Here is a 15,174-nt window from a genome sequence, read left to right as displayed (position 1 = left end):
TTCGAGACACCGGATGCCGAATTCCCCTCTTCCCGCCGCTGCCGGCCAGGACCTGGCCGCCGCCGTCGAAGCCGTCGTGCTGTCGCTGACCGCCGAGATCTGCGGCCGAGAGCCCGGGTCGGTGCAGCCGCACCGGCGCTACCACGACCTGGGCTTCGACTCGGTGCAGTACGTCGAGCTGTCCGGCCTGCTCGGCGAGCACTACGGGCTGGAACTGGCGCCCACGCTGTTCTTCGAGGCGCAGACGCCGCACGATGTTGCCACCCTGTTGCTGCAGCGGCATGCGGCGACGTTGGGCGCGCGGCATGCCGCCCTGCAGGCCGGCGGGCCCGCCACGCTGGCAACCCCGCTGCCCGTCGGGCCGTCGCAGGCGCCGGCACCGGCCGCCGGGCAGGCCGCAGCGGAGGGCGACATCGCCATCGTCGGCATGGCGGCGCGGCTGCCGCAGTCGGCCGACCTGGCGGTGTTCTGGCAGCACCTGCTGGCCGGTGACGACCTGGTCAGCGAGGTGCCGGCCGGCCGCTGGGACTGGCGCCGTCCCGACACCGGGCCCGCCACTCGCTGGGGCGGCTTCGTGCCGGACATCGACCGCTTCGATGCGGCCTTCTTCGGCATCTCCCCGCGCGAGGCCGAGCAGATGGACCCGCAGCAGCGCCTGCTGCTGCAGACCGCCTGGGCCGCGCTGGAGGATGCCGCCATCCGGCCCGCCGACCTGGCGGGCAGCGACACCGCGGTGTTCGTCGGCGCGAGCACCTGCGACTACCTCAGCCTGCTGCCCGAGGCCGATGCGCACTTGGCGATCGGCATTGCGCACGCGATGCTGCCCAACCGGCTGTCCTACCTGCTCGACCTGCATGGGCCGAGCGAGGCGGTCGACACGGCCTGCTCCAGCTCACTGGTGGCGCTGCACCGGGCAGTGCGCGCGCTGCGCCGCGGCGAAAGCCGGCTGGCCCTGGTAGGCGGTGTCAACGCGCTGCTGACGCCGCAGCTGCACCGTGCGCTGGGCCAGGCCGGCATGCTGAGCCCGCAAGGCCGCTGCCGCACCTTTGACGCGGAGGCCGACGGCTATGTGCGCGGCGAAGGCGTGGCGGTGCTGGTGCTCAAGCCGCTGGCCGATGCGCTGGCCGACGGCAACCCGGTGCATGCCATCGTCAAGGGCAGCGCCATCAACCACGGCGGGCGGGCCGCCTCGCTGACCGCGCCCGACATCCGGGCCCAGGCCGCTCTGCTGGCCGCGGCCTACCGCGATGCCGGCGTGCATCCGGCCACCGTGTCGTATGTCGAGGCGCATGGCACCGGCACGCCCCTGGGCGACCCGGTCGAGGTGCAGGCGCTGCAGGAGGGCTTCGGCGCCTTCGATGCGGCCGGCCGGCAGGGCCAGCAGCCGCCGGCGCTGCGCTGCGGCCTCGGCTCGGTCAAGAGCAACATCGGCCACTTGGAGGCGGCGGCCGGCCTGGCCGGCGTGCTGAAGGTGGTGCTGGCGATGCGCCACCGGGTGCTGCCGCCCAGCCTGCACTGCCGGCAGCTCAACCCCTACCTGAAGCTGGACGACGGCCGCTACTTCGTGGTGGACCGGGCGCAGCCCTGGCCGGCGGCGGCTCTGGGCCTGCCGCTGCGGGCCGGGGTCAGCTCCTTCGGCTTCGGCGGCGCCAATGCGCATGTGGTGCTGGAAGCGGCCGAGCCGCCGGCCCTGGCGCCTGCCGCCGCCGGCTCCGAAGCGCCGCCGCAGCTGGTGCTGCTGTCGGCCCGCACCGAGGCCGACCTGCAGGCCCGGCTGCGCCAGCTGGCCGCCTGGATCGACACCGCGCCGGCCGGCGACCGGCTGCTGCCGGCCCTGGCGCACACCCTCAGGCGCGGCCGTGAGGCGATGGCGGCGCGCTGCGCCGTGCTGTGCCGCTCGATGGCGGCACTGCGCGACTTGCTCGGCCAGGCGCTGCGCGAGGGGCTGCAGCAGCGCTTCCTGCACGACCCGGCCGTGCCGCCAGCGGACGCGCTGGCAGAGGCTGGCCGGGCCTGGGTGGGCGGCAGCGAACTGCCGGCCGACACCGCGCCGGCCGGCTTGCCGATGCTGAGCCTGCCTGGCTACCCCTTCCATGGTGAGCGCTACTGGCCGGCTGGGGCGCAGCCCGGCGACGGTTGCCTGCCGGTGCTGCAGCCGGCGGGCCCAGGGCGCCATGTGGTGCAGCTGGAGGCGGCGATGCCGCTGCTGGCCGACCACGCGTTGGCCGGCGTGCCGGTGCTTGCCGCGGCGGCGCAGATCGACTTCGTGCTGGCCGCGGCCGGCGCGGCGGACCGGCTGCCGGTGGTGCTGCGCGAGGTGGAATGGCTGGCGCCGCTGGCGGTCGGCCCACAGGGCCTGGCGCTGGTCCTGCAGATGGCTGCGGCAGGCGCTGGTGCGCAGACCTTCAGCTTCCACAGCGAGGAGCAGCCCCAACAGGCGGCGAGCCGCGGTGCCTGGTCGCAGTCGGCCAGCAGCGCAGCGCCGGTGCTGGTTGACATGGCGGCGCTGCGCGCCCGTTGCCGCCGCCGCCTGGCGGCCGAGGCATGCTACGAGGCCTTCAGCGGCCTGGGCATCGACTACGGGCCCGGCTTCCGGGCGCTGCGCGAGCTGCGGGTGGGCGATCGCGAGGTGCTGGCCGAGCTGCAGCCGGTGCCTGGCCTTGCGGCTTGCGCGTCGGGCGTGCTGCCGCCGGCGCTGCTCGACGCCGCCTTGCAAGCCATCATCGGCCTGCAGCTGGCGTCCCCCGACGGTGCGGCCCAGCGGCGGCTGCCGGCGCGGCTGGCCAGCATCGAGGTGCTGGCACCGGCCGCCGCGCCACTGTGGGCCTGGGTGCGCGAGGTGGCCGGGCCTGCCGGGCCCTGCTACGACATCGACCTGCTGGAGCCAAACGGCCGGCCCGCTGCGCAGCTGCGCGGCCTGGTGCTCGCCACCGGCCCGCGGGTCGCGCAGCCGGAGCCCGTGCCGGCCGCCGAGCCCGCCGACACGCTTGCACTGCCGCCCGGCGAGCACCGGCTGGTGCGGCAATGGAGCCCGCTGCCCGAGCCGGCTCGACCGGCGCCGATCCTGCCGCTGACGGTCTGGGGTGGCACGCCGGCCCAGCACGCCGCGCTGGCCGCCGGCGGCACAGCGCTGCGCACCGTGGCGACACTGGAGCAGATCGACGCCGCCACCGAGCACCTGGTGTGGCTGCTGCCCGAGGCGCCGGAGGCCGACACCACCGCCCCCGCGCTGCCGGACGCGACGGCGGCGGTGCTGGCCGGGTTTCGGCTGGTGCAGCGGCTGCTGGCGTTGGGCTTCGGCGACCGGCCGCTGTGCCTGAGCGCACTCACCGTGCGGCAATGGGCGCTGCCTGGCGAGTCGCCGGCCTTTCCGGCGCAGGCCGGCCTGGCCGGCCTGCTTGGCTCGCTGGCCAAGGAGATGCCGCACTGGACGGTGCGGCTGCTCGACCTGCCGGCCGCCACCGCGCTGCCGCCCGAATGGCAGCGGCGCCCGGCCGACGGCTGCCAGCGTCCGCTGCTGTGGCGGCATGGCCAGTGGTTGGCACCGCAGCTGGTGCCCCTGCAGCCTCCTGCCGTGCCGCCGCAGCCGGCCTACCGGGCCGGCGCGGTCTACCTGGTGATAGGCGGTGCCGGTGGCATTGGCCGGGTCTGGACCGAGCATGTGCTGCGGCAGCAGCCGGCCCAGGTGGTGTGGGTTGGCCGCCGCGCGGAAGATGCCGGCATCACCGCCGAGCGCGAGCGGCTGGGCTGCCTGGGGCCGCGGCCGGACTACCTGGCGGCCGACGCCACCCGCCCGGGCGAGCTGCAGCGGGTGCGTGAGGAGGTGCTGGCCCGCCATGGCCGCATCGACGGCCTGGTGCATGCCGCCATCGTGCTGCAGGACGGCAGCCTGGCGCAGCTGGACGAGGCCCGCTTCATGCTGCCGCTGCAAGCCCAGGTGGACAGCCTGCGCCACCTGGCGGAGTCCTTCGGCGGGCTGGCGCTGGATTTCGTGCTGCTGTTCTCCTCGCTGCAAAGCAGCGTGGCCGCCGCCGGGCAGGCCAACTATGCGGCCGGCTGCACCTTCAAGGATGGCTTCGCCGGCTGGCTGGCCAGCCGGCTGCAAACCGCCGTCAAAGTGATCAACTGGGGCTACTGGGGCCATACCGGCGTGGTGGCGTCCGAGGCCTACCGCCAGCGCATGGCAGCCGCCGGCCACGATTCGATCCGCCCGGCCGAGGCGATGGCCGCGCTCGATGCCTTGATGGACGGCCCGCTGCAGCAGATGGCGTACCTGCGCACGCTGGCGCCGCTGACCCTGCCGGGGCTGGCGCTCGGCCTGTCGGCCTGGCGCCCTGCCATGCCGAGCCCGCTGCCGCGGCTGGCGGCCGTGCCGGCGCCGGGGGAGCCCGGCCTGGACGCCTGGCTGCAGGCCACCGACCGGCTGGAAGCCGCCCTCGCGCAGCGCCTGTATGCCGAGCTGGCCGCGCTCGGCGGCTTCGGGGACGATGCCCACTTCGACCTCGAGGCCCTGGTAGCCCGCATCGGCCTGCTGTCCAGCTACCGCCCCTGGCTCGTGCACAGCCTTGCGCAGCTGGCCTCGCATGGCTGGCTGGCGTGGGATGGCCACGCAGGCCGACTGCTGCGGCCCCCGCCCGGCCTGGATGCGGCACGCGACGAATGGGCCCAGCAGCGGGCTGCCCTGCACGAGGCCGGCCACGCCGCCCATGTGGCGCTGGCCGAGCTGGTGCTGCCGGCGCTGCCTGCGGTGCTGCAGGGGCGCCTGCCCGCCACCGGCCTGCTGTTTCCCGAAGGCCGCATGGACGCGGTGGAGGCGGTCTACCGGGGCAACCTGCAGGCCGATGCCTGCAACCGCCAGCTGGTGGCGGTGGTGGATGCGCTGCTGCAGCGCCTGGACGATGGCGGCCCGGTGCGCCTGCTCGAAATCGGCGGCGGCACCGGCGGCACCACCGTGCCGCTGCTGGCGGCACTGCAGGGCCACCGCGGCCGGCTGGCGAGCTATGACTTCACCGACATATCGCCGGCCTTCCTGCGGCACGCCGAGCGCGGTTTCGGCCGGGGCGAACCGCTGCTGCACACGCGGCTGTTCGACGTGAGCCGGCCGCTGGCGTCGCAGGACGTGCCGGCCGGCGCCTATGACCTGGTGGTGGCCACCAACGTGCTGCACGCCACCCCGGACATCGCCCAGACGCTGCGCAATGCCAAGGCCTTGCTGAAGCCGGGCGGCCACCTGCTGATCAACGAGCTGCTGCAGGTGCGGCTGTTCACCCACCTGACCTTCGGCCTGCTCGACGGCTGGTGGCTGCATGCCGACAGCCCGCGCCGGCTGCCCGGCAGCCCGCTGCTCTCGCGCGAGGGCTGGCGCGCCGCGCTGGCCGAGGCCGGCTTCGTGGTGCTGCCGCAGGCCGGTGGCGACGACGACCGGCTGGGCCAGGGCGTCATCGTGGCCGTCAGTGATGGATGCATCACCCAGCCGGCCGCGGTCCGCCCGCCAGCGGCCGCGCTGCCGGCCGCAACGGCACTGCCGGTGCCGGCCCAGCCCGCCGCCGACCTGCGACAGCGCTGCCTGCAGTGGCTGGCAGCCCTGGTCGGACGCACGCTGAAGCTGCCGCCACAACGCCTCGACCCGCAGGAACCGCTGGGCAGCTACGGGGTCGATTCCATCCTGGTGATCGGGCTGACCAAGGCCTTGCGTGAAGCGCTCGGCGTGCCCTTGCCCAACGCGACCCTGTTCGAGCACCGCAGCCTGGCGGCGCTGGCCGATCACCTGCTGGCGAGCCATCGGGAGGCCTGTGAACGGCTGCTGCCGCCGCCGGCAATCGCTGCGCAGGTAGGCGCCGCCGACCCGGACGGCGATGCCGCAGCTGGCGGCCGGCAGCCTTCGTCCGCGCCTGCCCGCGCTACCGCCCCCGCGGTCGCCGCAGCGCGGGGCGCCACGCCCGCGGTCGCCGCGGCGGCGCCCCGGCCCGGTGCGGCCTTTGACGTTGCGGTGGTCGGCCTGTCCGGCCGCTTCGCGCAATGCGGCGACTTGCAGGCCTTCTGGGAGCTGCTGCGCGCCGGCCGCCATGGCATCACCGAGGTGCCGGCCGAGCGGTGGGACTGGCGGCCCCATTTCGACGCCGAGAAGGGCCGCCCGGGCAAGACCTACAGCCGCTGGGGCGGCTTCCTTCCACGCATCGACACTTTCGACGCGCCCTTCTTCCGCATCCCCCCCCGCGAGGCCGAGGCGATGGACCCGCAGGCCCGGCTGTTCCTGGAAGAGGCCTGGGCCGCCATCGAGGACGCCGGCCACACGCCGGCCAGCCTCAGCCCGCGGCGTCGGGTGGGCGTGTTCGTCGGCGTGATGAACGGTTACTACCCGAGCGGTGCACAGTTCTGGTCGGTCGCCAACCGGGTGTCCTACCTGCTCGACTTCCAGGGGCCCAGCCTGGCGGTGGACACTGCCTGCTCGTCCTCGCTGACCGCCCTGCACCTGGCCCTGGAGAGCCTGGCCGCCGGCAGCTGCGACTGTGCCATTGCCGGCGGCGTCAACCTGGTGGTGAGCCCGCGGCACACCATCGGCCTGGCATCGCTGACGATGCTGTCGGCCGGCGACCGCTGCCGCGCCTTCGGCGACGGTGCCGACGGCTTTGTCGACGGCGAGGGTGTCGGCGCGGTGGTGCTCAAGCCGCTGGCGCGCGCACTGGCCGATGGCGATGCGATCTACGGCGTCATCAAGGGCAGCATGATCAACGCCGGTGGCCGCACCCACGGCTACACCGTGCCCAACCCGCAGGCACAGCAGGCGGTGGTCAGCGAAGCGCTGGCCCGCGCCGGCCTGCCAGCCCGCGCGGTCAGCTACCTGGAGGCGCACGGCACCGGCACCGCGCTGGGCGACCCCATCGAGGTGGCGGGCCTGACACGCGCCTTCCGCGAGGGCACCGCCGACACCGGCTTCTGCGCGCTCGGTTCGGTCAAGTCCAACATCGGCCACTGCGAGAGCGCCGCCGGCATGGCCGGGCTGGCCAAGGTGCTGCTGCAGATGCAGCACGGCGAACTGGTGCCGACCCTGCATGCCGAGCCACCCAACACGGACATCGACTTCACCGGCTCGCCCTTCGTGCTGCAGCAGCGGCTGCAGCCCTGGCTCGGCGCCGCGAGGCCGGAGGGCGGTCGCTGGCCGCGCATCGCCGGCCTCTCGTCCTTCGGCGCCGGTGGCGCCAATGCGCACGTGGTGATCGAGGAATTCGTGGACCCACCTGCCGAGCTGGCGGCGGACGCCGGCCAGCCGGCGCTGGTGGTGCTGTCGGCCGCCACCGAGGAGGCGCTGGCCGGCCGCGCGGCGCAGCTGCTGGCCGCGCTGCAGGCCGGCCGCGTCGCGCCGCATCGCCTGGCCGACCTGGCCTACACCCTGCAAGTCGGCCGCGAGCCGATGGCCCGGCGGGCGGCCTGCCTGGCCGCCACGCTACCCGCGCTGGCCGACCAGCTGCAGCGCTTCGTGGACGGCGACCGCAGTGCCTGGCACCAGGGCCAGGCCGGCGGCCTGGCCGAACTGGAAAGCGACGCCGAGCTGCGCGCCGCGGTGATCGAGCGCTGCCTGGCCGGTGGCAAGCACGACAAGCTGCTGGCCCTGTGGTGCCAGGGGCTGTCGGTGGACTGGTCGCGCCTGCACCAGGGCCGCCGGCGCCAGCGGCTGCACCTGCCGAGCTATCCCTTCGCCAAGCTGAGCTACTGGCTGGCCGACGACGCCGCAGTGCCGGGCAGGGCGGCGTCGCCGGCGCCCGCGTTGCCGGCATCGCCGGCCGTGCCCGGCGCTGCCGCCGACGGCCCGGCCGCCTTGCTGCAGACCCTGGTGGCCGACCTGCTGGGCTACCCGACGGTGGCCATGGAGCAGTCCTTCCTCGCGCTCGGCGGCGACTCGATCCGCGCAGCGCGGCTGCAGCGCCGCCTGCAGGAGGCGCTGGCCATCGAGGTGCCGATGAGCCGCCTGCTGGAGGCCCCCAGCCTGGCGGCACTGGCCGAGTGGCTGGAGGACGGCCGTGCCCGCACCGCGCCCGCGGCCGACGCGGCCATGTCGGCGCCGGCCGGCCGGGAGGGCCTGCTGTCCACCCAGCAGCAGCAATTCCATTTCCTCGACCGCATGAGCCCGGGCAACCCTGCCTTCAACCTGCCCGGTGCGCTGCGGGTGCACGGGCCGCTGGACCTGGGCCGCGTGGAGCGGGCCTACCAGGCCATGGTGGAGGCGCATGACGTGCTGCGCACCCGCTTCGTGGTGCGCGACGGGCAGGCGCGTGCCGAGGTGCTGCCGCTGTCGAGCGCCGCGGTGGAGCGCATCGACCTGGCGCCGTTGCTGCCACGCCGCCAGGCGGCCCGGCTGGCCGAGTGCCTGGCCGCGGCCGGCCGCCAGCCCTTCGACCTGGAGCAAGGCGGCCTGAGCCGCCTGACGGTGGTGAGCCTGGGCGACGAAGACCATGTGTTGCTGCTCAACCTGCATCACATCGTCGGCGACGCCGGCTCGGTGGCCCAGCTGCTGAAGGCGCTGGCTGAAGCCGGCCTGTCCCCCACGCCGGTGCCGGTGCGCCGGCCGGCCCGCCAGTACGCCGACTGGGCCGCCGACGAGCAGCGCGAGCTGCCCGCCGTGCTGGCGCGCGAGCTGCCCTACTGGCGCGAGCGCCTGCAGGACCTGCCCGGGCCGCTGCCGCTGCCCACCGACCGGGCCCGCCCGCCGCTGCCCAGCTACCGTGGCCACAGCGTGCCGCTGGCACTGCCGGCGCCGCTGCTGCAGCGGCTGGACGACTATTGCAAGGCCCGCAACCTGTCCAGCTTCGTGGTGCTGCTGGCGGCCTTCAAGGTGATGCTGCGCTGCCTGTCGGGCTGCGGGGACGTGGTGGTGGGCAGCCCCTATGCCAACCGCGCCGGCGAGGACACCCGCGAAATGGTCGGCTGCCTGGCCTACGCCCTGGTGCTGCGCACCCGCCTCGGCAGCGGCGGCGACTTCGACCAGGCGGTGGCGCAGGTACGCGAGACGGTGTACGGCGCCTTCGACCACCTGGGCGTGCCCTTCCCGCGGCTGGTGGAGGCGCTGCAGCCGCGCCGCCATGGCCATGCCAACCCGCTGTACCAGGTGATGTTCAACCTGATCCCGATGCCGCCGCTGCCCGCCGGTGTCAGCCAGGTCGAGGTGGACACCGGCCATGCCGACTACGACCTCTTCCTGCGCATCTACCACGGCCAGGGCCGCGCCGAGGGCGTGCTGCAGTACAGCGCCGACCTGTTCGACGCCGGCACCGCCGAGGAGATCGCCACCTTCTACGGCGAGCTGCTGCACCTGCTGCTGGAACACCCGACGCTGCCGCTGGACAGCCTGGCCGCGCCCGACACGCTGGCCGGCCGCACGCCGGTGCAGCCCCAGGCCGACGCCCAGCCGCTGGCCGTGCATGTCGCCTCGACCTTCACCGACCGGCCGCTGGCGGCCACGCTGCGCTACTGGGGCCAGGTGACCGGCCGGGCCATCGAGCCCGAGTTCGCCGGCTACAACCAGCTGCTGCAGACGCTGTACGACGCCAGCCATCCTTTCCACGCCAACCGCCACGGCCTCAACGTGGTGCTGGTGCGGGCGCAAGACTGGTTGCGCCACGGCGCGGTGCCGGCCGGTGGCGCTGCCGCCCGGGTCGAGGCCGGGTACGACGAGCTGGCCGAGGCGGTGCAGGCCGCGCTGCCCGGCCTGTCGGTGCCCCTGCTGCTGCTGGTGCTGCCCAGCGACGCGGCGGCCTGCGGCATCGATGCGGACACCGCGCTGGCGCAATACCGGCGCTGGCAGGCCGGGCTGGGCGAGTCGGCCCGGCTGGCGGTGCGGTACTGGGAGGACATCGCTGCCGTTTACCCGGCGGCCGAGGTGTTCGATCCGCATGCCGATGCCGCTGGCCACGTGCCCTACACCGGCGAGTACTTCGCCGCGGTGGGCAGCTACATCGCCCGCTTCGCCTTCCAGCATTCGGACGATCCGCTGGATGGCATCTGGGACTGCGCCGCGGCCGACGTGCATGCCGAGGCCGACCAGCTGGCCCTGGCCGGTGCTCGCCCGCAGGCGGGCGCCCCGCGTGCCGCCCCGGTGTCGCCGCGCAACGCGGACGAGCAGGCCTTGCTGGAGATCTTCGGCCAGGCGCTGAAGCAGGACGACATCGGCATCGACGACGGCTTCTTCGCGCTGGGCGGCCATTCGCTGCTGGCCATCGCACTGGTCTACCGGATCAACGAGCGCTTCGGCAGCCGCCTCACGGTGGCTGATGTCTTCATGGCCCCCACCGTGCGCCAGCTCGCCGAGCGGCTGCACGGCGAGGCGGTGGCTGACGAGCCGGTCGACCTGGCCCAGGCAGCCGTGCTGCCCGACGACGTGCAGCCGCTGCCCGGTGCCGCGCCGGCACCGGAGGCTGGCGCCATCCTGTTGACCGGCGCCACCGGCTTCGTCGGCCGCTTCCTGCTGCGCGAGCTGCTCGACCGCACCGACGCCACCGTCCACTGCCTGGTGCGTGCCCGCGACGCCGGGCACGGCGCGCAGCGGCTGCGCGAGGTGATGCAGCGCTGGTCGCTGTGGCGCGACACCGACGCCGCGCGCATCGTCGCCGAGCCGGGCGACCTGGCACAGCCCTGGCTGGGGCTGGGCGAGGACCGCTACCGCACCCTGTGCCGCGAGGTGGACGTGGTCTACCACAACGGCACCAGCATGAACCACCTCGAATCCTTCGAGATGGCCCGCAGCGCCAATGTCGACGGCGTGGTGGCGCTGCTGCGGCTGGCCTGCAGCGACCGGCCCAAGACCTTCAACTACGTCTCGACCCTGGGCATCTTCAGCCCCGAGGGCCGCAGCGGCCGCCATGTCTTCGACGAGGCCAGCCCCATCGACGCCGAGCGCCACCTGGCTGCCCAGGGCTACACCACCAGCAAGTGGGTCGGCGAGCAGCTGGTGCACCTGGCGGCGCGCCGCGGCGTGCCATGCAAGGTGTTCCGCCTGGGCCTGGTCACCGGCGACAGCGAGGCCGGCCGCTACGACGAGCTGCAGTCCTTCTACCGCCTGCTCAAGAGCTGCCTGCTGATGGGCTCGGCCTTCGACAACTTCCGCTACGACCTGGTGATCACGCCGGTGGACTACGTCGCCCGTGCGCTGGCCCACCTGGGCCTGCGCCGGCCGGCCGACAGCGAGGTGTTCCACCTGTCCACCATGCAGGTGACGCCGATGCCGGAGGTGTTCCACCTCATCAACCGCCTCACCGAGACGCCCCTGCAGCTCGGCCGGCATGCCGAGTGGATCCAGGCGCTGCGCAGCCGCTACGAGCAGGGCGAGGTGCTGCCCATCGTGCCGGTCGTGCAATGGATGATGACCAAGGACGAGGCCGGGCTTGCCCGCCTGGCCCGCGAGCGCGAGGCCGTCACCCTGGTCTACGACTGCAGCCGCACCCATGCGGAGCTGCAGGCCGCCGGCATCGAGCTGCCGCCCTTCACCGAGGCGCTGTTCCGGCGCTACCTCGAAGGGATGCTGGCGATGGACCCCGAGCTGCGGGCCAGCGGCCGGCTCGTGCTCAAGCCGCTGGCCGAGGGCGGGTCCGCCCCGGCCGGTGCCTCCCTTCCCGACGCTTCTTTTCCCGCCCCCACCCATGGACAGTCCCTTCCTCATGTCTAACCCCATCTATCACGACGAGCAGGTCTCGCTGGCGCCGCTGGACGGCCTGACGGTGGCCGTCATCGGCTACGGCATCCAGGGCCGCGCCTTCGCCGCCAACCTGCGCGACAGCGGCGTGTCGGTCTGCGTCGGCAACATCGACGATGACTACTTTCCCCGCGCGGTGGCCGAGGGCCACCGCGTCAGCGGCATCGCGGAGGCGGTGCGCCAGGCCGACATCGTGCTGCTGCTGATTCCCGACGAGGCCCACGGCCCGGTGTTCGAGGCCGACATTGCGCCGCAGCTGCGCGAAGGCGCGATGCTGGTGGTGGCGCATGGCCATTCCACCCTGCAGGGCCATGTGCGGCCGCTGCCGGGCCGTGACCTGGCCATGCTCGCGCCACGCATGTACGGCGAGCCGATCCGCCGCTACTACCTGGCGGGCCAGGGCGCCCCGGCCTACTTCGACGTGATGCAGGACTGCACCGGCCAGGTGCAGCCACGCCTGCTCGCGGTGGCGCGCGCGGTGGGCTTCACTCGCGCCGGCGTGATGCGGCTGCACTACCGCCAGGAAACCTTCCTCGACCTGTTCCAGGAACAGTTCCTCGCACCGGCGCTGGTCGACCTGGTGGAGACCGGCTGGCGGGTGCTGGTCGAGCAGGGGTTCGACCCGCGGGCGGCGCTGCTGGAGGTCTACGGCTCCGGCGAGATGGGCAAGATGCTGCTCGACGGCGCCGGCATCGGGCTGGACGACGTCATCGCCCAGCAAGGCTCGCCGACCTGCCAAGTGGGCTACCACCGCTGGCGCGACCGCCTGCTGCCGGCTTCGCTGGCCGACTCCGCCCGCGCCATCCTGCGCCAGCTGGAGAACGGCGAGTTCTCGGCCGCGCTGAAGGACGAGGCGGCCCAGGGCTATGCCAGCCTGGCCGCCCAGCACCGCGCCTGCCAGGACCGCCCGATGAACCGGCTGCACCGCGAGGTGCGCGCCGCCTTCCGTTTCCCCACCGAGTCCACCGAAGCGCTGTACCACGCGCAGGGCGAGGCCCGGCCGGAGGACCCGCGATGAGCCCGGCCGCCGTGCTCATCGGCGCCAGCTTCACCGCCACGCCACTGCAGGCCCTGCTGCAGGAGCAGGGCGTGGCAGAGCTGCACTTCACCCCCTACAACCAGTTGCTGCAGGTGCTGCTGCAAGCGCCCGCTGCGGCGGGCGGTCGCTGCGTGCTGCTGCTGCGCCTGGCCGACCTGGTGCGGCACGACCGCGGCAGCCCCGCCGAGCTGGCCGCCCTGCTGGCGCAGCGCGCCGAAGCCTGGCACGACGCCTTGGGCCGCTTTGCCACGGCGCAGGCGCGCCCGCCGCTGTTGTTGATGGTGCCGTCCGAGCGCCTGCTGGCGCAGGACCCGGCGCTGGCGGCGCAATGCCGGCGCATCGAGGCCGAGCTGGCGGCCACGCCCGGGCTGCGGCCGCTGGCCTGGGCCGACTTTGTCGCGGCACACCCGCTCGAGCGGCCCTTTGACCCGGTGGCCGACAAGCTCGGGCACCTGCCCTTCAGCGTGGCCGGCTTTGCGGCCCTGGCTCGCTGGCTGGCCGGCGCGCTCGCAGCGCCGGTGGAAGGCGCCGCCACGCCAGCGCCCGCGGCCATTCCAGCCGCGCAGGCGGCGGCACCGGGGCTCGACCGGTTCTTCGAGCGACTGCAGCTGCGGGTGGGCTGCCAGCCGCTGCTGGAGCCGCAACGGCTGGCCCAGGCGGCCCGGCTCAGCCACACCGCCGCCACCTTCCACCTGAGCGGGCGCCGCCACACCGAGGCCGAGCTGCGGCGGCGGCTGTCCGAGGGCGAGGTGTGCGGCCTGGCCGTCGACGTCGCCGACCGTTTCGGGCAGTACCCCGACGCCGGCTTCCTGCTGATCCGCAGGGGCCGCCAGCCCCGGGTGACCGACTGGGTGCTGAACTGCGTCGTGCTCGGCAAGCAGGTGGAGCACTGCCTGGCGCACCGCCTGGGGCTCGGCGCCGAGGCGGCCGGGCTGCCGGAGATCGTGATCGAGCAGGCGGCGCTGGACGGCAACCAGCCAGCCCTTGACTTCCTGCAAGCCCTGGGCAGCGCCGCTGGCGGCCGGCTGGAGCCGGCGGGCGCCACCGCGCACTGGCACCTGGCGCCCGGCGCGCTGGCCCGTGCGGCGCTGGCCCAGGCGCGCGCGCCCGCCGCGCTGGAGGCGGCCGGGCTGCCCTGGCCCGCTGCCTGGCTGGGCGAAGGCCAGCCTGCCTGAGCCGCCGCGCCTTCTCCCCGACACACCGACACACCGACACACCGACACACCGAAAGACCCGAACGATGCCAACCCCCGAGCCCTGGTGGGCCCGTGACGACCTGCGCTACGAGCAGGGCCGCCTGATGTTCTGCGGCCACGACGTCGCCGCGCTGGCCGGCGCCTTCGCCGAGCCGCTGTTCCTGTACGACGCCCGCCGCCTGCGGCACAACGTGCAGCGCCTGCACGAGCTCTTGGCCGGGCTCGGCCCGCCCTTCCGCCTGTACTACGCCATGAAGGCCAACCGCTTCCGGCCGCTGCTGTGCGAGCTGCGGCAGACCCCGCTGCACGGGCTGGACGTGTGCTCGCCGGAGGAGCTGCGCGAGGCCCTGGCCTGCGGCTGGCGGCCCGGGCAGCTGTCCTATACCGCGCACGGGATGATGCCGGAGGACGCCGCCCTGCTGGCTGCATTGCCCGAGGTGCATGTCAACTGCGACACCCTCGGCGCGATCCGCCTGCTGGGCGAGCATTCGCCGGGCCGGCGCATCGGCCTGCGCATCAATCCCGGCATCGGCATTGGCTATGCGGACAGCGAGCGGCTCAGCTATGCCGGTGCCATCACCACCAAGTTCGGCATCTACCGCGAGCAGTTCACCGAGGCGCTGGCGCTGGCCGCACAGCACGGCCTGCAGGTGCGCTGGCTGCACTGCCATGCCGGCTGCGGCTACCTCGACGCGCAGCTGCCGTCCTTCGAGCGGGTGCTGCAGGTGGTGGCCGGCTTCGCCGAGCGGGTGCCGGGCCTGCAGGGCGTCAACCTGGGCGGCGGGCTGGGCCTGCCGCACCGGCCGGGCGACGCCGCGCTGGACCTGGCGCGCTGGCGCTCGGCCGTGCAGGCGCAGCTGGGCGGGGCGGGGCTGGAGATCGCCATCGAGCCCGGCGACTTCATCGCCAAGGACGCCGGCATGCTGGTGCTGCGCGTCGGCTACGACGAGGTCAAGCGTGACCAGCGTTTTGTCGGCCTCAACGGCGGCTTCAACCTGGCGGTGGAGCCGGCCTTCTACGACCTGCCCTGCGAGCCGGTGCCCTGCCGTCCACGGCCGGGGCCGGTGGCGCCCGCCACCCTGGCCGGCAACATCAACGAGGCGCTCGACATCTGGGCCGCCGAGGTGGCGCTGCCGCCGGTGGCGCCTGGCGACTTCATGGCCTTGCTGAATGCGGGCGGCTATGCGTCCTCGATGAGTTCCAACCATTGCCTGCGCGGCCAGTTCCGGGAACTGCTGCTGCAGCCCGACGACTGA

4 protein-coding genes are annotated in these 15,174 nt (G+C 74.2%); all 4 read left to right on the top strand.

Going from position 1 to position 15,174, the window contains the following annotated elements; genetic code table 11:
- The first annotated feature begins 13 nt into the window (after positions 1-13).
- Entirely contained in the window at positions 14-11,656 is an 11,643-nt protein-coding gene (locus tag N7L95_RS27740) for a thioester reductase domain-containing protein (protein WP_301260870.1), read from the top strand.
- Positions 11,649-12,701 carry an NAD(P)-binding domain-containing protein gene (locus N7L95_RS27735; RefSeq protein WP_301260869.1) on the top strand — a complete coding sequence of 351 codons (1,053 nt, stop codon included), beginning with the start codon at positions 11,649-11,651 and terminating at the stop codon, positions 12,699-12,701. Before N7L95_RS27740 ends, N7L95_RS27735 begins: the two co-directional genes overlap by 8 nt.
- The gene (locus tag N7L95_RS27730) at positions 12,698-13,897 is read left to right on the top strand and encodes a fkbH domain protein (protein WP_301260868.1); all 1,200 of its coding nucleotides are present in this window, start codon (positions 12,698-12,700) and stop codon (positions 13,895-13,897) included. The genes N7L95_RS27735 and N7L95_RS27730 overlap by 4 nt, the downstream gene beginning before the upstream one ends.
- Before the next feature lie 65 nt (positions 13,898-13,962).
- Positions 13,963-15,174, top strand: coding sequence for a type III PLP-dependent enzyme domain-containing protein (locus N7L95_RS27725; protein WP_301260867.1), 1,212 nt, complete (start codon positions 13,963-13,965; stop codon positions 15,172-15,174).

The organism is Eleftheria terrae (genome assembly GCF_030419005.1).
Taxonomy (GTDB): domain Bacteria; phylum Pseudomonadota; class Gammaproteobacteria; order Burkholderiales; family Burkholderiaceae_C; genus Caldimonas; species Caldimonas terrae.
This window is presented reverse-complemented; position numbering and strand designations above follow the sequence as displayed.

Excerpts from the sequence above, each read along its gene's own strand:
- N7L95_RS27730 (WP_301260868.1), top strand. The coding sequence starts at position 12,698 with ATGAGCCCGGCCGCCGTGCTCATCGGCGCCAGCTTCACCGCCACGCCA.
- N7L95_RS27725 (WP_301260867.1), top strand. The coding sequence starts at position 13,963 with ATGCCAACCCCCGAGCCCTGGTGGGCCCGTGACGACCTGCGCTACGAG.
- N7L95_RS27735 (WP_301260869.1), top strand. The coding sequence starts at position 11,649 with ATGTCTAACCCCATCTATCACGACGAGCAGGTCTCGCTGGCGCCGCTG.
- N7L95_RS27740 (WP_301260870.1), top strand. The coding sequence starts at position 14 with ATGCCGAATTCCCCTCTTCCCGCCGCTGCCGGCCAGGACCTGGCCGCC.